Here is an 18,386-nt window from a genome sequence, read left to right as displayed (position 1 = left end):
ATGATTAACAATGATTCGTATTATTAAAATTTGAGTGGTGTTGTATTTATGAAGACGTTAATAAATATTCGTGCAGTATTGCTTTGAGCTTAGGGTCTGTTCACAATTCATCCGCGAGTAAGATTTTGAGCGCAAAAGCGTGGCTGCAAGGCGAAAAGCACAGCAAGGTTGGACACCTTGCGAGCATTTTCAACGCAGCAGGCGCGTTTTTGAGCCAAAAGATTGCCACGAGATGAAATGTGAACAGACCCTAGAGCGCATCGTCTGCATCCATAAACACATGCCGTTGCCGGTGATATTGCTCTTCATCTTCGCCACGCCGCCAAAACGGCACGGCATAGCAATGGGCGGCGGGCAGCCGCCATTGCACCCGTGCAATCGGGCGCAAGGCGGCCACCAATTGCGCTTCGCCGCCAAACCAGCAGCGGCAATCGCTTGGCGGCTGCGGCAGCGCGGCGATTTGGGCGGCAATGGCGGCCACGGTGTCGGGCGCGTTGCCGCTGAAAAAGTGCACATTTATGGCGGCGGGTTTGGGCAACAGTGCGGGCAAATCGGCCGCCTCGGGCAGCCACAGCCACACATCGCCGCGGCTGTGCGGGTGCATTTCGGCCAGCATGGCGCTGATGGCGGGCAGGGCGCTTAAGTCGCCCGCGATGACGGCGTGCGCACAAGAAGCCGGCATATCGCGGCTGCCGGCGGGGGCGGATACGCCGATGCTTTGGCCGGCCTGCACGCTGCGGGCAAAGTGTGAGGCGGGGCCATTGCTGTTGTGCAGCACAAAATCAATGGTCATGGTGCACTCGGTGCGGTCAAACGCGCTTAAGGTGTAGGAACGTTTGTAGGGCGCGGCGGTTTTATCGGGCCAGCGCGGGCCTTGCGGGGTGAGGTCGGGCAGCACAGGTTTGCTTTGGCCGGCACGGGGCAGCAGGATTTTGATGTGGGCGCCGTTGCGGGTAAACGGATAATCGGCCAATTCGGGGCTGTGAAACACAATGCGGCGCAGGTGCGGGCTGAGATCGTGCCAGCTTTGCACTTGAATCAGGCGCGCGCGTTTGGGGTTGGGCTCAGTCATGGGTTGGTTCCTGAAAAGGGGTGGAAGCTTGGCTTAAGGCTGCCTGAAACGATGCGGCCAGCAGGCTGCCGTGGCTGTGTTGCGGATAATCCTGATAATGCACGCTCAGGCCGGGCAGTTTGCCCAATTGTGCGGCCAGTGTTTTGGCGGCATCGGGCGGCACGGCGGCCACGGCGCGGTTGCGGGCTTCGATGCGCTGTTGTTGCTGTGGGTTTTGCGCGGTTTTGCGCTCGGCTTTGCCGCTTTTTTGCAGCCACAATTGTGCACGGGGCTGAAATGGCAAAGGCCGTCTGAACGCTTGCTGTGCCTGTTGCAGAAACAGGCCGCGCTGCCACCACAATGAGGGGTCGGCGGCGATGTATTGCGTAAACGCATCGGGTTGTTGCAGCAAGCTGTAGAGCACAAACAGGCCGCCGTAGGAATGCCCCCACAGCGTTTGCCGTTGCGGATTCAGTGGCGCGCGTTTGGCCACGGCAGGGCGGATTTCGGTGGTGAGCCGTTGCAGCAATATCGCTGCGCCGCCGTTTTGGCGTGTGGGGTCGAAATCATCGGCCAAAGCCTGGCCGTGTGTATCGGGCGGGGTGTAGTCATAGGCCCGGGCGGCGGCATCGAAGCGCAAATTGTTGGCATAACCAATCAGCACCAGCACGGTTGGCGCTTCGGCGGCTAGGCGGCGCAAGGTTGCGGTGTTTAAAAGCTCGGGCAAGGCGTTGCCGTCAAGCGCAAACAAGGCGGGAAAGCCGGCGGCTGGCGGCGCGGCTTCGGGAATGCCGGCATACACGCGAAGCGCCGGCCTGCCATCGGCGGTGGGGAAATCCAGCGTGTGGAAGCGGTAGCCGCTCTCAGGCGCGGAGAGCACCGAAAAATCGGCGCGCCGGCTCATATCGGGCGGCGGGGCAGCGGGGCTGTGCGCGGCCAATAGCAGGGTAGTGAGAAATAAGGCTATTCGTAGCATAGGGTTAAGGCTGCCTGAAAGAGAAACGGGATAAAAAACAAACGCTAAAAGCTTTAATCATTCAGTAGCTGTAGGTCGGATTCTTGAATCCGACACTTGTTTGCAGAACAAGATTGCGGCATGTTCGGCCTTGCGGCCCAATGTCGGATTCGAGAATCCGACCTACAGCTACGGGCTGTTATTGCGTTTCAGACGGCCATTCTTTGCGGCGTTATTTCACCAAACGTGCATCAGCGCCGAAGCCACGGGCGGCATCGGGTTTGGCGACATCGAATTCGCGCAAGGTGCTGTTGATGGTCACCGTTAGCGGTTTGCCGTTAACCGTGGCCGAGGCGTTCAGCTTCACGCCGCCGCCGCTGCGCTCGCCGCTGGCAAAATCAGGCAGTTGCAGCTCGCTCAGTTGCAGGCTGGGGCGGGTGAGTTTGGCTTCTTTGTTAACCAATTGTTTGCCGCGCGGGCGGATTTTGTCTTCGGCTTTGAAGGTGTCGGGCGTGTCGGCATCGCTGATTAAGGCCAGGCTCAAGAGCTTGGCGGCGGCCAAATCGGGCTGGCCGTTGTGCACGGGAATGCCGATTAAGAGCTTCACGCCGCGGTGGATGGCGCGGTTGTCGCTCCAGCCGCTGCCTTCGCGTGCGGGGCGGGCGTCGGCGGCGAGCGAATAGCTACGGCTCATAATCTGGATTTTGTAGCCGGGGATTTTGGTTTTGCCCAAGCCGTCGTTAATGTCGGCCACGAGTTCGGGCGCATTGCCTTGTTGGTTGCCGAGCAGGCGGGCGGAGGTGTCGGCCACGGCAAGCGTTTGGCCGGCATAGCGGATGTCTTGTTGATGGGCGAAGCCTGCGGCGAAAGCGGGGCTGCTCAAGCCGAGGGCGGCGGCAATAAATAATGCGGTGCTGGTTTTCATGCGGTTTCCTTGAATGGTGGGTGTATCAATATGGGGCATGTTTGAGTGGTGGTGCTAATCTGCAGCGGTGCTAGGTCGGATTCTTGAATTCGGCCTTGCGGCCAAATGTCGGATTCGAGAATCCGACCTACAAAGACCAAGGCTGCGGCCTAACATTTCCGGTTTCGGGCAATATTGCGGGAAACCAAGATGTTGTTGGGTTACGGCCTTGGCGGCCTAACCCAATCTACGGGCTGTTATTGCGTTTCATACCAATCCAAAAAAATAACCTAACTTCGTTGTCTCGCCTTGCCGTACTATCTGTACTGTCTGCGGCTCGCCGCCTTGTTAGCTTACTTTTTTGAATTGGTATCAGACGGCCTTAAATCTTAAAACCCCACTTTCAGGCTGCCGTAAAAGGCGCGGCCGTGTTGGTTGAAGGTTTGTGCGCCGTCGGCGGTGCGGTAGATTTTCTTGTCGAAAATATTGCTGATGCCGGCGCGGGCGCTGGTGTGTTTGTTGAATTGATAGCCGGCATTGATGCCCCACAGGCCGTAGCTGCCCACTTCATTGGTGCTCAGGCCGTTGCTGTTTTCGGTGCGGTTCACCGCCACGGTGCGCGGCTTGATGCGGCCGTATTGGGTGAAGGTGAGGTTGGCATCCCATTTTTCGGTGGGCGTCCACGCTAGGGTGCTGTTGAAGGTGAATTTCGGAATCATCGATAAGGGGTTGCCTTGGTAGTCTTCCGATTTTTGCATATAGGTGAAATTGTTGTTCCATTTCAAGCGCTCATGCAGCGGCACCACCAAGTTGCCTTCCACGCCGGCCACGGTGGCTTTGGGGGTGTTGCTCCATTGGTAGAGCGCGTTGCCTAAATCGCTTTGGGCAACCAGCACGTCGCCGATCACGATTTTGTTGCGGTAGGCGTTGTGGAAATAAGTGGCCGATGCCTGCCAGCCGTTTTTATTGAATTCGGCGCCGATTTCTTTGTTCCAGCTGGTTTCCGGCTTCAAATCGGCGTTGCCCATGTAGTAGCAGCGGCCTGAAGTACCGATGGGGCAGCCGTTGCCGCGGGTGTAGAGAATAAAATTGGGGTCGGTTTGATAAAGGTTGGGCGCTTTGTAGGCGCGGGCGATGCCGCCTTTAACCAGCCAATATTCGCCCAGTTGTTGTGAAAAATTGAGGCCGCCGCTCACGTTGCCGCCGGATTTGCTGTGGTGGTCGAAGCGCAGGGTGGGGATGAGGTGGGTGCGCTCGGTGAGGGCGATGTTGTCTTCGGCATACACGGCCCATTCGCGTTGCGAGGCATTGCTGCCGCGTGTGGCGGAAATGCCGTCGAAGATGTCGGTGTTGCCTTGGTCGGTGAAGCTTTGGCGGTTGGATGAGGCATCTTTCAGACGGCTGTCGGTGAATTCGGCGCCCACCGTCAATACATGCGGCACGCCCCATTCAAACGGAATATGCGCTTCGCTGCTCAGGCGCAGGTTTTTCAGGTAGCTGTTGGTGAATTCATCGCTGCTGTAGCTGCCTTCGGGGCCGCCGGCGAGATATTCGGGCAGGCGGCTGTTGGTGGTGCGGTCGTAGCTGATATACGATTTGGTGTCGCCCCAATCCCAGGCGCCGGTGTGGGTGAGGGCGAAATTGCTGCGGTAGAGGCGGGCGGTTTCCGAGCCGATAAGGCTGGTGCGTAAGGCTTCGGCGGCGGGGTGGGTGTCGCTGTTTTGGGTGTCGCCGTTGTAAATATTGCCTTGGCGGCTGAAGCCGGTGTCGAAGGTGAGGCTTTGGGCGGGGCTGATTTTCCAATGCAGACGGCCGGCGATGTCTTTATTGCGCACGCCTTCCACGCCGGCGGCATCGGCATTGCCGGCGGCGGCATTGATGTTGGCATCATCGGCATCGGTTTTGTTGGCGCTGCCGTAGATGCGGAACGACAACACATCTTTCACAATCGGGCCGCTCAGGTTGAAGCCCACGCGGTTGGTGGCGCCTTCGTCATCGTCTTGCGGCTGGTTGGTGTAGTAATTCAGGCTGCCGCTGAATTCGTTGGTGATTTTTTTGGTGACGATATTCACCATGCCGCCCATGGCGCCGGAGCCGTAGCGGGCGGCGGCGGGGCCGCGGATTACTTCAATCGAATCGATGGCTTCGGCCGGCACCCAGTTGCTGTCGCCGCGGGTGTTGCGCTCGCCGCGCATGCTGATGCGCTCCGAATTGCGCGAGGTGGCCGGGCGGCCGTCGATTAAAATCAGCGTGTTTTCCGGCCCCATGCCGCGCAAATCAATCTGGCGCTTGTTGCCGCGCTGGCCGGTGGCGGTGTTGCCGGTGAGGTTGACGCCGGGCATGGTGCGCACCAGCTCGGAAATGTCGTTCACTACCGGCTGCTTTTCCAAATCTTGCGCCGAGATTTTCGACACGCCCAGCGATTGCTGCAATTGGCGCTCGGCGGTTACGTAAACAGTGCCTAATTCGGCGGTGCTCTCGGCTGTTTCGGCATGGGCAAAACCTGCCAGCAGGCTGAGAGAGAGAAGTGGCAAACGCAATTGCGGGGTAGGCATTAAAAAGGCTCCGGAAGGTCAAGGGTTGTGTAGATTCGATTGCCTGCATAAGACCAACCCAAAAAAAATAACCTAACTTCGTTGGCTCGCCTTGCCGTACGGGTTGTACTGTCTGCGGCTCGCCGCCTAGTTAGCTTACTTTTTTGAATAGGTATAAGGCTTTCAGACGGCCTTACGCAGCTGCAAAAACAAATATGGCAAACAGGATGCGGGTTTTATCATCGATGTGGTTTTTAATATATGTTATGATAATCAATATCATTCATATATTAGCAGAACGCGGCGGTAAAACCTGCGGTGAAAAGCAATTTTTTACCCTGTGAAAAAGGCAGCGTGCCGCGTGAAAGGACAAAACAGCATGGCAATGGTGGAAACCAACGCTCAGATGGCGGATAGTGCGCCGTTTTCTTCTGCGGCTTTATCAGGAAACGAAGCGCGCCGGCGCAACCCGCACCCGCATTTGTGCGGCACGGTGGAAAGCTGGCATTTGCGCGAAGGCTTGTCGGTGAAGTCGGCACATTTCAAGGTGGCCGAGCGCGTGGATTTGCCGCTGATTCACTTTGCACCCGATTTGCGGGTGGTGCTTTCATTGGCCGGGTGCAGCCGCCTGAGTGTGGGCGGCACGGAAATCGGCATTGGAAAAGAAGCGGCGTATGACGGCGTGTGGCTGCCGGTGTTGAAGGGAGAATGCGGCGGCAAGCATTTCAAAGTGCAGGCGCAACATCATGAATTGGTACTGTTTGTCGGGCTGGATTGGTGGGCGGCCTGCTGCAACGGTTGGCCGGCGCAACCGGCCTGGCTCACGTTGCCGCCGACGCAGCATTTGCAGGCCCGCTATTTTCAGGTCAGCCCGCACATGCGCGTGCTGGCCGCGCAAATCGAAGCGGCCGAAACGCAGAGGCTGCCGTTGCCCGTGCGCCGCTTGCAGCAGGAAAGCGCTGCCGTGGCGCTGCTTGCCGAAGTGGCGCAGCAGCTGGTGTTGCAAGGCGGGCATGTCGGCGGGCTGCCGGTGGCGCAACAAAAAAGGGTCAACCGGCTCACCGCACTTTTGCACAGCGGGCAGGCCGATGATTGGCCACTGGCGCAGATGGCGGCACATTGCCATTGCAACACCACCACTTTGCAGCGCAATTTTCAGGAGCATCACGGCGTGAGCATCGCCCACTATCTGCGCCGCCTCAAGCTTGCCCGCGCTTATCGGGCGCTGCTCGCCGGCGCGCGCGTAAACGAAGCGGCCGCAGCCGCGGGCTACCGGCATCTGGAAAGCTTCAGCAAGGCATTCAAGCAGCAATATCATGTGTGCCCGCGGCAGGTGCGCTCGATGGCTTGATGACACCCATCCAAAAAAATCACCTTATGGCGTTTTCTGGCCTTGTCATACTATAGTGGAATGCATAAAAAAGTGACACAACGGGTAGGTTGGGTTGAAAACCCAACAAGCCGACTGAAACGTTGGGTTTATCAACCCAACCTACTCCGTGATAGTGCGTGGCTTTGTATCACTTTTTCTTGCATGCCACTATATCTATGCTGTACTTTATAAGCTTGCTTTTGGGAATGGGTATAAACCCGAGGCCGTCTGAAAACTTTTCAGACGGCCTCGGGTTTATTGTTGGAAATCGAACGTGGAATTGATTTTCTTTTCTTTATTTATAAGGTCATGATTTAAAATTTATAAGGTCATGATTTAAACCGGCGCGGCGTTGCCCCGTTTTATTTTCTTATGTTGAAGATGTGCTATCAACAGGCAGCAAGGCCGTCTGAAAACGGTTTTCAGACGGCCTCTGGGATAAACATAAAGCGCATCCATCAAGCCGGCAGGTCAGTTGATCAAAATTATCATGCGTCTGATCAGGCCGGCTTTGATGTGCGCATGCGCCGCACCAGCAACCGATAAAGCGGCCCCGTGCTCAAAAGCACGCACACCATGCGGCAAACGTGAAACACGGTCACCAAAGGCACGCTCAAATGCAGCACCTTTGCGGTGATGGTCATCTCGGCAATGCCGCCGGGCGCCATGCCCAGCAGCACGGCAGGATAGGGCAGCTGCGTGGCGCGGCTCAGCGCCCAAGCGGCTGCGGTGGTGAGCAGCAGCCCGGCCAGCGTGGTGAGGGTTACGGTGGTGAGAAAGCGCGGCGCACGTTTGAAAAAGCCGGGCGTGAATTTGCTGCCGAGCGACCAGCCGATAAACAATTGCCCCAAATATTGCACCGCCGGCGGAATGGCCGATAAATGGATATTTTGGGCGGTGAGGATGATGGTGGCGAGCAAAGGGCCGAACACCCACGGGTTGGTCCAGCCCAAACGCTTAAACAGCCAGCCGAACAAGCCCGTCCAAGCCACCAGCGCCAGCAGGCCGCCGCCGTAAACGGCAGGATTTTTGCCAAACGTGCCACCATCGTCCATGCCGTGCACACCCAAAAACTGATAGGCAAACGGGATAATCACCACCACCAGCAACACGCGCAGGCTGTGTGCAGACACCACTTGCTCGACATGGGCTTTGTAATGCACCGCCAAATTGGCCATTTCGCTGGCGCCGCCGATGGCCGAAGCAAACCAGGCCGTCTGAAAATCTACGCCGCCGAAGCGGTAATAAGCCGCCGCGCCCAACGCACCGAGCAAAAGGGCAAACAGCACGGCTGCGGCAATGGCGGGAATATTCACGGCAATCACGCCCAGCATGGCCGGCGTGAAATAAAGCCCCAGCGAGGTGCCGATGCACCATTGGCCGGCATTGCGAAACAGCGTGTGGCCGCTAATCGGCCAGCCGCGCGCCGAGCACACGGCCGTGAGCAGCAAGGGTCCCAAAAGCCAGGGCAAGGGCAGATGCAGCCACAAAGCCAATTGCGCGCCGGCCAAGGCGGTGAGAAAGCCGAAAATTAAGCGGCTGAAAGCATGCATGGCGAAAGGGTCCGAACTTGGAAAATATAGTGGAATGAATGAAAAACTTATACAAAAATAAGAAATTTAGCATCATGTGTAGGGTGTGTGGCGCAGCCACGCACGCGGTTTAAACGGCTTCTGCATATGGCTTGCTACATGCGCCTGTATAAGTTTTTCTTTCATTCCACTATATATAAAAGTATAAAAGCAGCACAGTATAGCGAAAAAATGTGGAATCAAACTTGAGGCCGTCTGAAGCTTTTCAGACGGCCTCAAGTTTATTTGTATTATAGACCGATTGATGGCAAAAGCAGCAACACGGCCGCATGATGCGGCCGTGTTTGCATGATTAAGCGCTTGCTTTTTTCTTGCGCCGCAGCAGGCGCATCAACGGCAGCGCCACCATCAGCGCGCTCAGCGCCCACAACGTGATGGCAATCGGGCCGTGAAACAAAATGCCCAAATCACCTTGCGAAATCGACAGCGCGCGGCGCAGGCTCGATTCCATCATTTCGCCCAGCACATAGCCCAAAATCAGTGCCGAGAGCGGGAAATTGAGCTTGCGCAGCATATAGCCGAACACGCCCAGCGCCACCATCAAAATCAGGTCGAAAGTGGTGCTGTGAATGGCATACACGCCCACAAAGCTCACCGTGGCGATGGCCGGAATCAGAATATAGTTCGGCACATTCAACAGCCGGGCGAAAAAACCCACCAGCGGAATATTGAGCGCCAGCAAAATCACGTTGCCGATGAAGAGCGAGGCAATCAAACCCCACACAATATCGGGCTGCTCGCTGAATAATTGCGGGCCGGGCGTGATGTTGTAGAGCGTGAGCGCGCCCAGCATCACCGCCGTGGTGCCCGAGCCGGGCACGCCCAGCGTGAGCATGGGGATAAACGAGCCGCAGGCCGAGGCATTGTTGGCCGCCTCGGGTGCTGCGATGCCGCGCAAATCACCTTCGCCGAAGCGCCCTTTTTCACCGGCGATTTTGCGCTCGGTGGAATAAGTCATGGCGCTGGCAATGGTGGCGCCGGCACCGGGCAGAATGCCGACGATAAAGCCGGTGATGCCCGAGCGGATAATCGCGCCGAAGCTGAACATGAATTCTTTCAGGTTAAACAGGCTGCGTTTGCCCTGCGACATGATTTTCTGGCCGGTGGCGGTGTGCTCCAGCATAATCAGAATTTCGCTGATGCTGAAAAAGCCGATCACAATGGTGGTGAATTGAATGCCGTCGCTCAGATTCACCGAGTCGAAAGTAAAGCGATACACGCCCGTTACCGCGTCCACCCCCACCATGGCCAGGCTCAGGCCGATTAAGGCGGCCACCATGGTTTTCACCGGCTGATCGCTCACCAAGCCGCTCAAGCAGGTGATGGCAAACACCATCAGCACGAAATATTCGGCAGGCCCGAAAGCAATCGCCCAATTGGCCAGCAGCGGCGCAAACAGCACCACGCCGATGGTGGCGATGGTGCTGCCGATAAACGAGCTCATGGCCGAGAGCGACAGGGCAATGCCCGCCTTGCCCTGTTTGGCCAGCGGATAGCCGTCGAGCGTGGACATAATCGCCGCCGCATCGCCGGGCACATTAATCAGAATAGCGGAAATACGCCCGCCGTATTCGCAGCCCAAATATACCGCAGCGAGCAAAATCAGCGCACTCTCCGGCGGCAGGCCGAGCGCAAACGCAAAAGGCAGCAGCAGCGCCACGCCGTTGATCGGCCCCAAGCCGGGCAAAAGGCCGACGATGGTGCCGATAAAAGCGCCAATCAGCGCAATCAGCAGGTTTTTCGGCATCAGCGCCACCTGAAAGCCGTCCATCAAATATTGAAAAGTATCCATGATTTATCTTTCCCCGTTCAGCCGAAAAAGCCCAAAGGCAGCGGCACATCGAGCAATAGGTCAAACAGCACATAAAGCAGTGCGCCCAGCGCGATGCCGGAAATCAGGCAGGCTTTGCTGCTGCCGCCAAAGAGCTTGCCCACGCCAAACGCCATCAGCGCCGTGGCCAGCGGAAAGCCGAGCAGCTCGAAAGTGAGCGCATAAGCCAATAAAAAAGCCATGCACAAGCCGATGTTTTTCAAAATGGCTTTGGTGTAGCCCAAATTGAGGGCGTGGGTGAGTGTGCTCGGGCGCACCACCAGATAAATGCAGCCCAGCGCCAATAGCGACAAAATCAGCATGGGGTAGGGGCGCGGGCCGATGGGGTCGTAGGCAATGGGGGCGGTGTAGCCCCATGCCAGTGTGAGCAGGCCGATGGCGGTAAGCGCCAACAAGCCGCTGAACCAGCGTTCGATATTCATGGGGAAATCCTTTGTGTGTGCAGCGTGTGTTTGTTGCTTTTCAACCTCATCCACCGCAGACTGCCAAACAGCCGGCTGCGAAAGGCGGGCAATGCACAATGCGCCGTGCAGGCAGGCACGGCGCATTGCGTTTATTTTTTAATCAAATCGAATTCCTGCGAGAGCGTGCGCATGGCTTCGGTTTGCTGCAACACATATTGCTCCAATTCGCTGCCGGTCATGGCAAAAGGCAGCAAATCGCGCTGGCTGCGCAGTTCGGCGAATTTCGGGTCGGCCAGCATTTTATCGAAGCGGCCCTTCCACCAGTTAAACGCTTCGTCGCTCACTTTCGGGCCCATATAATAGCCGCGGATCACCGGCCATTCCACGTCATAGCCCTGCTCTTTGGCGGTGGGAATATCGGCCAGTTTGCCGGCCAGGCGCTCTTTGGCAAACACGGCCAACACGCGCACTTTGCCCGATTCGATGTGCGGCCCCATTTCGGCAATGCCCGCGCTCACCACTTGAATGTGGTTGCCCAGCACCGCAGTGACTGCTTCGCCGCCGCCCTCAAGCGCCACATAAGTCATGTTTTTCGGGTCGATGCCGGCGGCTTTGGCCAGCATGGCCGTTTGCATCCAGTCTTGTCCGCCCACGCTGCCGCCCGCGCCGAAGCTCACTTTTTTCGGGTCGGCTTTCAGCGCGGCCACCAAATCGGCCAGCGTTTTATAAGGTGATTCGGCATTCACCGCCACCATGCCGTAATCGGTGCCCACCGCGGCCAGCCAGCGCACGTCTTTTTCGGTGTATTGGCCGAATTTGCCTTGCGCCAGATTCAGCAGCGAGCCGGTGGAAAAGGCCACAATGGCATCGTTGTTGGCCGAATCGTTGGCCACGATTTTATTGTAGGCCACCGCGCCCACGCCGCCGGGCATATAGGTAACGCGCATCGGCGCTTTGAGCAAATCGGTGTCTTTCAAGCCCGATTGCGCAAGCTTGCAAGTTAAATCAAAGCCGCCGCCGGGCTTGGCCGGTGCGATGCATTCGGGGCGCTTGGGTGCGCCGGCTTCGTCGCCGCCTTTGCTGCAGCCTGCCAGCGAAAGGGCAATCAGGGCGCCTGCCGCCCATTTCCAGCTTGCGTGTGTGGGTTTCATCGGTTTCTCCTCCAAATTGTTGTCAAGTGTGGCCGCTGTTTGTGCGCGGCCATGTGTGGGTGCAATTTATAAACAACGGTATAAATCTGTCAATGAATATTAATATCTATTTTTTTGAACAGGTATTGAAAATTGGCAACAATGTAAGAAAGGCGCTTGTTTGGTGGTGGTTTTAATGTGATATATTTCTTTGTTTAAATAGGTTTTTATCGTAGATTTATGCTTTTTAGAAATATAAAACCATGTTTTGTGCCAATGGTTGAAAAATATCAGAATGTGGTGTTTTTGCTTTAAATGGAAAGCTAGTTTCAAACAAGCGGATGATTATTTAATTTTGAGCAGATTGTTTTTCAGGCCGTCTGAAAAAATTATCTGCCGGGGCTTGAATTTACCGCATCCAGCCTTATGTAGCATCACACCTTTATACGATGGTTTGTTTTTTATTGTGAAAAGCAAACCGCTATTTATGAAAGCCTGCTTGCAGGTATTTGTTTTGTTTATTTTTATCGGAGCATACACATGACCATTCGTCCCCTGCACGACCGTGTAGTTGTCAAACGCTTGGAAGCTGAAGAGAAAACCGCCTCTGGCATCGTTTTGCCGGGCTCGGCCGCTGAAAAACCCGATATGGGTGAAGTGATTGCCGTGGGCGCAGGCAAAGTCGGCAAAGACGGCCAACGCCGCGCGCTGGATGTGAAAGTCGGCGACAAAGTGATTTTCGGCAAATACAGCGGCCAGGCCGTGAAAGCCGACGGCGAAGAGCTGTTGGTAATGCGCGAAGAAGATATTTTCGGCATCGTGGAATAATCTTTATCCACACAAAAACCTAAGGCCGTCTGAAAGCCTGCAAATGTTTCAGACGGCCTGTTTCAAGATTATCAATCTATTTATTCGGAGAATCCAACATGGCAGCAAAAGACGTACAATTCGGCAATGAAGTGCGCCAAAAAATGGTAAAAGGCGTCAATGTATTGGCCGACGCCGTTAAAGTAACCTTGGGCCCCAAAGGCCGCAACGTGGTGCTGGATCGCGCATTCGGCGGCCCGCACATCACCAAAGACGGCGTGTCTGTAGCCAAAGAAATCGAATTGAAAGACAAATTCGAAAACATGGGCGCGCAAATGGTGAAAGAAGTGGCCTCTAAAACTTCAGACGTGGCCGGCGACGGCACCACCACCGCCACCGTGCTGGCGCAATCTATTGTGGCAGAAGGCATGAAATATGTGGCCGCCGGCATGAACCCCACCGACCTGAAACGCGGCATCGACAAAGCCGTGGTGGCTTTGGTGGATGAGTTGAAAAAAATCGCCAAGCCGGTGCCGGAAAAATCAAAAGAAATTTCCCAAGTGGCTTCGATTTCCGCCAACTCTGATGAATCCATCGGCGAAATCATCGCCAAAGCCATGAACGAAGTGGGCAAAGAAGGCGTGATCACCGTAGAAGACGGCAAATCGCTGGAAAACGAAGTGGAAGTGGTAAAAGGCATGCAGTTTGACCGCGGCTATTTGTCACCCTATTTCATCACCGACATGGAAAAACAAATCGCTGCGCTCGACAGCCCGTTTGTGCTGCTTTTCGACAAAAAAATCAGCAACATCCGCGATTTGCTGCCGGTGCTCGAGCAAGTGGCCAAAACCAGCCGCCCGCTCTTGATTATCGCTGAAGATGTGGAAGGCGAAGCCTTGGCCACTTTGGTGGTGAACAACATCCGCGGCATTCTGAAAACCGTGGCCGTGAAAGCGCCGGGCTTTGGCGACCGCCGCAAAGCCATGCTGCAAGACATCGCCATTCTCACCGGCGGCACCGTGATTGCCGAAGAAGTGGGCTTGTCGCTTGAGAAAGCCACGTTGGAAGATTTGGGCCAAGCCAAACGCATCGAAGTGGGCAAAGAAAATACCACCATTATCGACGGCTTGGGCAACAAAGAAGCAGTTGATGCGCGCGTGAAAGAAATCCGCCAGCAAATCGAAACCGCCACCAGCGAATACGATAAAGAAAAACTGCAAGAGCGCGTGGCCAAATTGGCCGGCGGCGTGGCCGTGATTAAAGTGGGTGCGGCCACCGAAGTGGAAATGAAAGAGAAGAAAGACCGCGTAGACGACGCCCTGCACGCTACCCGCGCCGCAGTTGAAGAAGGCGTGGTTGCCGGCGGCGGCGTGGCGCTGTTGCGTGCCCGCTCTTCGCTCGACAATGTGGCCGTGGCCAATGCCGACCAAAAAGCCGGCGTGCAAATCGTGTTGCGCGCCATCGAAGCGCCGCTGCGCCAAATCGTGGCCAATGCCGGCGACGAGCCCAGCGTGGTGGTGAACAAAGTGTTGGAAGGCAAGGGTAACTTCGGCTTCAACGCCGGCACCGGTGAATATGGCGACATGATTGAAATGGGCGTGCTCGACCCTGCCAAAGTAACCCGCTCTGCGCTGCAACACGCCGCTTCCATCGCCGGCCTGATGCTGACCACCGAATGCATGATTGCCGAAATCCCGGAAGACAAACCGGCCATGCCTGATATGGGCGGCATGGGGGGTATGGGCGGCATGGGCGGTATGATGTAAGGCCGTCTGAAACCGACATGCTTTAACCGGCAAAATCCCGCAGCGCGAAAGCCTGCGGGATTTTTTGTATTGCACAAAAGGCCGTCTGAAGGTTTCATGTCAATTTAAATAAACCACCCTAAAACAAGGCCGTCTGAAACCATAATCTTTCAGACGGCCTTGTTGTTGTATGAACAAATACATGCGCGTTTATGGCATTTACCCCATATGCAAACTGCGCTTGCTGCGGGATTTTTGCATAATGCCAAAGGCCGTCTGAAAAGCTTTCAGACGGCCTTTCTGTCATAAAAGCGTCATTAAATTCACATCAAACTGTCATCTGTGCCCTTTAAGCTTGCCCTGTTTTGCAGATGCATCACCGAGTAATGATTATTAACGAAAAAGACAAAGGGCCGAACCATGGGCAAACCACTGAAAAACCATTTGATTAAAAACAGCCACGCCGACGAAATCAGCAATGAGAGCGGCAATGCGGCATTTTCGCAAGTGATGAATACACATCTGTCGCGCCGCGCCATGCTGCAAAGCAGCGGTGCATTGGGCGTGGCTGCGGCTTTGCCGCTCGGTGTGTTGGGCTTGGCCAATCCGGCGCAGGCTGCAGTGTTGGGCAGCGATATGCCGCGCGCGCGCAGCCTGGGTTTCCGCCCGGTGCCGTTTTCGACTGAAGACAAAGTGGTAGTGCCCGAAGGCTACAGCGCCCGCGCATTCTATAAATGGGGCGACCCCGTGGGCATCGCCGGCAATATGCCCGCCTTTAAGCAAGACGGCAGCAACACCACCATCGAGCAGGCGGCTCAGGCCGGTATGCACCACGACGGCATGGCTTATTTCCCCGTGCCGCTGGGTTCGCAAGCTTCCAATCACGGCTTGCTGGCGATGAACCACGAATATATCGACAACGGTTTGTTGTTTAAAGACGGTAGCGCCAATTGGGATTTAAACAAAGCGCGCAAAGGCCAAAACGCGATGGGCGTGTCGATTGTTGAAGTGAAAAAAGGCGGCAACGGCTGGGAAGTGGTGCGCCCCTCGCGCTATGCCCGCCGCATCACCGCCAACACGCCGATGGGCATCACCGGCCCCGCCCGCGGCCACAGCCTGATGAAAACCCGTGCCGATTCACGCGGCGAGCGCGTGCTGGGCACCATGCAAAACTGCGCCAACGGCTACACACCTTGGGGCACTTACCTCACCTGCGAAGAAAACTGGAGCGATATTTTCACCAATCCCAGCGGCAACATCAGCGCCTTGGAAAAACGCTACGGCATCGGCAAATCGGAAGACAGCTACCGCTGGAGCGAAGTGGACGAGCGTTTCAACAGCGAGAAAAACCCCAACGAGCCCAACCGCTTCGGCTGGGTGGTGGAAATCGACCCGTTCGATCCCAAATCCACACCGCGCAAACACACCGCGCTGGGGCGCTTCAAACACGAAGGCGCCAAAGTGACCATTGCCCCCGACGGCCGCCTGGCTGTGTATATGGGCGATGACCAACGCTTTGAATACATTTATAAATTCGTGTCGAAAAACCGCTATCAGCCGGGCAACCGCGCTGCCAATATGCGCCTGTTGGAAGAGGGCACGCTCTATGCTGCCCGCTTCAATGAAAACGGCAGCGGCGACTGGCTCGCGCTGGTGCACGGCCAAAACGGCCTCACCGCCGCAAACGGTTTTGCCGACCAAGGCGAAGTGCTGGTGAAAACTCGTATGGCCGCAGACCTAGTGGGCGCGACCAAGATGGACCGCCCCGAGTGGATCACCGCCGACCCTTTCACCGCCGGCAGCATTTATTGCACCCTCACCAACAACAGCCAGCGCGGCGAGGCGGGCAAACCTGCCGCCGATGCCGCCAACCCGCGCGCCAATAATCTGTTCGGCCACATCATTCATTGGCAGGAAGCCGATGGCGACGGCACCAAGCTTTCATTTAAATGGGATATTTTGGTGCTGGCCGGCAATAAACAGGCTGTCAAACCGGAGCACAAAGGCAACATCAACGGCGATGATTTCGGCAGCCCCGATGGCCTGGCGTTCGACAATCGAGGTGTGTTGTGGATTCAAACCGATGTGTCCACCTCCACGCTCAACATGAAAGAATATGCCGGCATGGGCAACAACCAAATGGTGGCCACCGTGTTGGGCAGCAACGAATACCGCCGCTTTCTCACCGGCCCCAACGGCAGCGAAATCACCGGCATCGCTTTCACGCCCGACAATAAAACCATGTTTATCAACATTCAACACCCGGGCGAGCCCTCAAAAGGCGACAGCGATCCCGCCCGCCCCACCGCCGTTTCCAGCTGGCCCGACGGTGCGGCCGCCGGCCGCCCGCGCGCCGCCACCGTGGTTATCACCAAAAACGACGGCGGCGTGATTGGCAGCTGAGCGGCAAATGGTTTCAAAATATTGATGTAAATCAGGCCGTCTGAAGCTTTCAGACGGCCTTTATCATAATGCTGGCGCCGATTCGGGTAGAATACATGCCACTACATTTGCGTTTCAGACGGCCTCTGCATGTCTTGCTATCCGATATATCTTGCGAGGCCGTCTGAAACGTTAGCAACCAAAAAAAGGATAAGCATGACCACACGCCGCGACATTCTCGACTGGTGCGACCACACGTTGCAAACCCGCCTGTTTCAAGATTACGCCCCCAACGGCCTGCAAGTGGAAGGGTGCGATGAAGTGGCCAAAATCATCACCGCCGTCACCGCCAGCCGCGCCGCCATTGATTATGCAGCCGGGCAGGGCGCCGATATGCTGCTGGTGCACCACGGCATGTTTTGGAAAAACGAGCCGATTACCATCACCGGCTGGAAAAAGCAGCGCATTGCAACATTGTTGCAACACCAAATCAACCTGGCCGGCTATCACCTGCCGCTCGATGCCCACCCCGAATTGGGCAACAATGCCTGCCTGGCCAAGCGGATGGGCTGGCAAACCGATTATGCGTGCGGCGAGCAGAATCTGCTCCATATCGGCCGCCCCGATCAAGTAGAAACCTTAAGCTATTGGGCCGGTGAATTGATGCAAAAATTGGGCAGGGCGCCCGTGGTGGTGGGCGATGAGGCCATGCAAATCAAAAAGATAGCCTGGTGCACCGGCGGTGCACAGGGTTTCTTTCAGACGGCCATCGATGAGGGCGTGGATGCTTTTGTTACCGGCGAGATTTCCGAAGCGCAATATCACTTGGCCAACGAAACCGGCGTGGCCTTTATCAGCGCCGGCCACCATGCCACAGAGCGCTACGGCGTGCGGGCTTTGGGGCAGGCTTTGGCGCAGGCATTTGATGTGTCGGTGCATTTTTTTGACGAACAAAATCCTGCATAAAATCAAAGTTTGTCGCAAAACTTTACCTTATTTTAAATAATGCTTTAAGTATCCCTATAAAATCAGGTAGAATTGCGGAGTTTAATGGCTCGGTATTCCCAATCATTAGGATGACTGAATAATGGATAATAAAGAAATCAATCAAGGCCGCCGCCGATTCCTCACTTTGGCAACTGCCGGAGCGGGCGGTGTGGCGGCCGTAGGTGTGGCTGCGCCCTTTCTGGCCAGCTGGTTCCCCTCGGAAAAAGCCAAAGCCGCCGGTGCGCCCATCGAAGTGGATATCAGCAAAATCGAAGCCGGTCAGCTGATGACCGTTGAATGGCAAGGCAAGCCGATTTGGGTGCTCAACCGCACCGAAGCGCAGCAAAAAAGCATTCCCGCACAAGATGGCGAAATGGCCGATCCATCGTCGGATGTCGATCATCAGCCCGAATACTGCAAAAACGAATTGCGTTCCATCAAAGACAACATCTTCGTGGTAATCGGCATCTGCACCCATTTGGGCTGCTCGCCGACCTTCCGCCCCGATGTGGCACCCGCCGATTTGGGCGCAAGCTGGCAAGGCGGCTTTTTCTGCCCCTGCCACGGCTCTAAATTCGATTTGGCCGGCCGCGTGTTCAAAGGTGTGCCCGCGCCGACCAATTTGATTGTTCCGCCTTATAAATACCTGACCGACGCCACCATTTTGGTCGGCGACGACAAATAAAGGGACT

14 protein-coding genes are annotated in these 18,386 nt (G+C 56.2%); 6 read left to right on the top strand and 8 right to left on the bottom strand.

What is annotated here, in order from left to right; genetic code table 11:
• Positions 1-250 precede the first annotated feature (250 nt).
• From LVJ78_RS10955 to LVJ78_RS10940, 4 genes are all read right to left on the bottom strand, one after another.
• Positions 251-1,072: a siderophore-interacting protein gene (locus tag LVJ78_RS10955; RefSeq protein ID WP_132954014.1), complete on the bottom strand. Its 822-nt coding sequence runs from the start codon at positions 1,070-1,072 to the stop codon at positions 251-253.
• Positions 1,065-2,027: an alpha/beta hydrolase gene (locus LVJ78_RS10950; RefSeq protein ID WP_132954015.1), complete on the bottom strand. Its 963-nt coding sequence runs from the start codon at positions 2,025-2,027 to the stop codon at positions 1,065-1,067. The genes LVJ78_RS10955 and LVJ78_RS10950 overlap by 8 nt, the downstream gene beginning before the upstream one ends.
• Before the next feature lie 211 nt (positions 2,028-2,238).
• On the bottom strand, positions 2,239-2,931 hold the full coding sequence (locus tag LVJ78_RS10945; protein ID WP_132954016.1) for a hypothetical protein: 693 nt from the start codon (positions 2,929-2,931) through the stop codon (positions 2,239-2,241).
• 368 nt (positions 2,932-3,299) lie between these two features.
• On the bottom strand, positions 3,300-5,465 hold the full coding sequence (locus LVJ78_RS10940; protein WP_132954017.1) for a FepA family TonB-dependent siderophore receptor: 2,166 nt from the start codon (positions 5,463-5,465) through the stop codon (positions 3,300-3,302).
• A 340-nt stretch (positions 5,466-5,805) separates the two neighbouring features.
• Between LVJ78_RS10940 and LVJ78_RS10935 the strand changes: the two genes are divergently transcribed.
• Positions 5,806-6,795: a helix-turn-helix transcriptional regulator gene (locus tag LVJ78_RS10935; protein WP_132954018.1), complete on the top strand. Its 990-nt coding sequence runs from the start codon at positions 5,806-5,808 to the stop codon at positions 6,793-6,795.
• Between the two features lie 521 nt (positions 6,796-7,316).
• Here the strand turns inward: LVJ78_RS10935 and LVJ78_RS10930 are convergent.
• From LVJ78_RS10930 to LVJ78_RS10915, 4 genes are all read right to left on the bottom strand, one after another.
• Positions 7,317-8,369, bottom strand: a complete 1,053-nt coding sequence (locus LVJ78_RS10930) for an AbrB family transcriptional regulator (RefSeq protein ID WP_132954019.1) — start codon at positions 8,367-8,369, stop codon at positions 7,317-7,319.
• Positions 8,370-8,700: 331 nt separating this feature from the next.
• Positions 8,701-10,200, bottom strand: a complete 1,500-nt coding sequence (locus LVJ78_RS10925) for a tripartite tricarboxylate transporter permease (RefSeq protein WP_132954020.1) — start codon at positions 10,198-10,200, stop codon at positions 8,701-8,703.
• A gap of 17 nt (positions 10,201-10,217) precedes the next feature.
• Positions 10,218-10,661: a tripartite tricarboxylate transporter TctB family protein gene (locus tag LVJ78_RS10920; protein WP_132954021.1), complete on the bottom strand. Its 444-nt coding sequence runs from the start codon at positions 10,659-10,661 to the stop codon at positions 10,218-10,220.
• Between the two features lie 131 nt (positions 10,662-10,792).
• Positions 10,793-11,794, bottom strand: a complete 1,002-nt coding sequence (locus LVJ78_RS10915) for a Bug family tripartite tricarboxylate transporter substrate binding protein (RefSeq protein WP_132954022.1) — start codon at positions 11,792-11,794, stop codon at positions 10,793-10,795.
• Between the two features lie 519 nt (positions 11,795-12,313).
• On the opposite strand from LVJ78_RS10915, the gene groES reads away from it, so the two are divergent.
• From groES to petA, 5 genes are all read left to right on the top strand, one after another.
• A complete protein-coding gene (groES, locus tag LVJ78_RS10910) occupies positions 12,314-12,601 on the top strand; it encodes a co-chaperone GroES (RefSeq protein WP_132954023.1) in 288 nt (95 codons plus the stop codon).
• A 98-nt stretch (positions 12,602-12,699) separates the two neighbouring features.
• Positions 12,700-14,346 carry a chaperonin GroEL gene (groL, locus tag LVJ78_RS10905; RefSeq protein WP_132954024.1) on the top strand — a complete coding sequence of 549 codons (1,647 nt, stop codon included), beginning with the start codon at positions 12,700-12,702 and terminating at the stop codon, positions 14,344-14,346.
• A gap of 399 nt (positions 14,347-14,745) precedes the next feature.
• Positions 14,746-16,728, top strand: a complete 1,983-nt coding sequence (locus LVJ78_RS10900; RefSeq protein ID WP_132954025.1) for a PhoX family protein — start codon at positions 14,746-14,748, stop codon at positions 16,726-16,728.
• Positions 16,729-16,923: 195 nt separating this feature from the next.
• Positions 16,924-17,673, top strand: coding sequence for a Nif3-like dinuclear metal center hexameric protein (locus LVJ78_RS10895; protein ID WP_132954026.1), 750 nt, complete (start codon positions 16,924-16,926; stop codon positions 17,671-17,673).
• Positions 17,674-17,794: 121 nt separating this feature from the next.
• The gene (gene petA, locus LVJ78_RS10890; RefSeq protein ID WP_132954027.1) at positions 17,795-18,379 is read left to right on the top strand and encodes a ubiquinol-cytochrome c reductase iron-sulfur subunit; all 585 of its coding nucleotides are present in this window, start codon (positions 17,795-17,797) and stop codon (positions 18,377-18,379) included.
• The last annotated feature ends 7 nt before the right edge of the window (positions 18,380-18,386 follow it).

It is taken from the genome of Uruburuella suis (genome assembly GCF_022870845.1).
Taxonomy (GTDB): Bacteria; Pseudomonadota; Gammaproteobacteria; order Burkholderiales; family Neisseriaceae; genus Neisseria; species Neisseria suis.
Note: the sequence above shows the minus strand (reverse complement) of the source record. Positions and strands in the feature narration are given on the sequence as shown.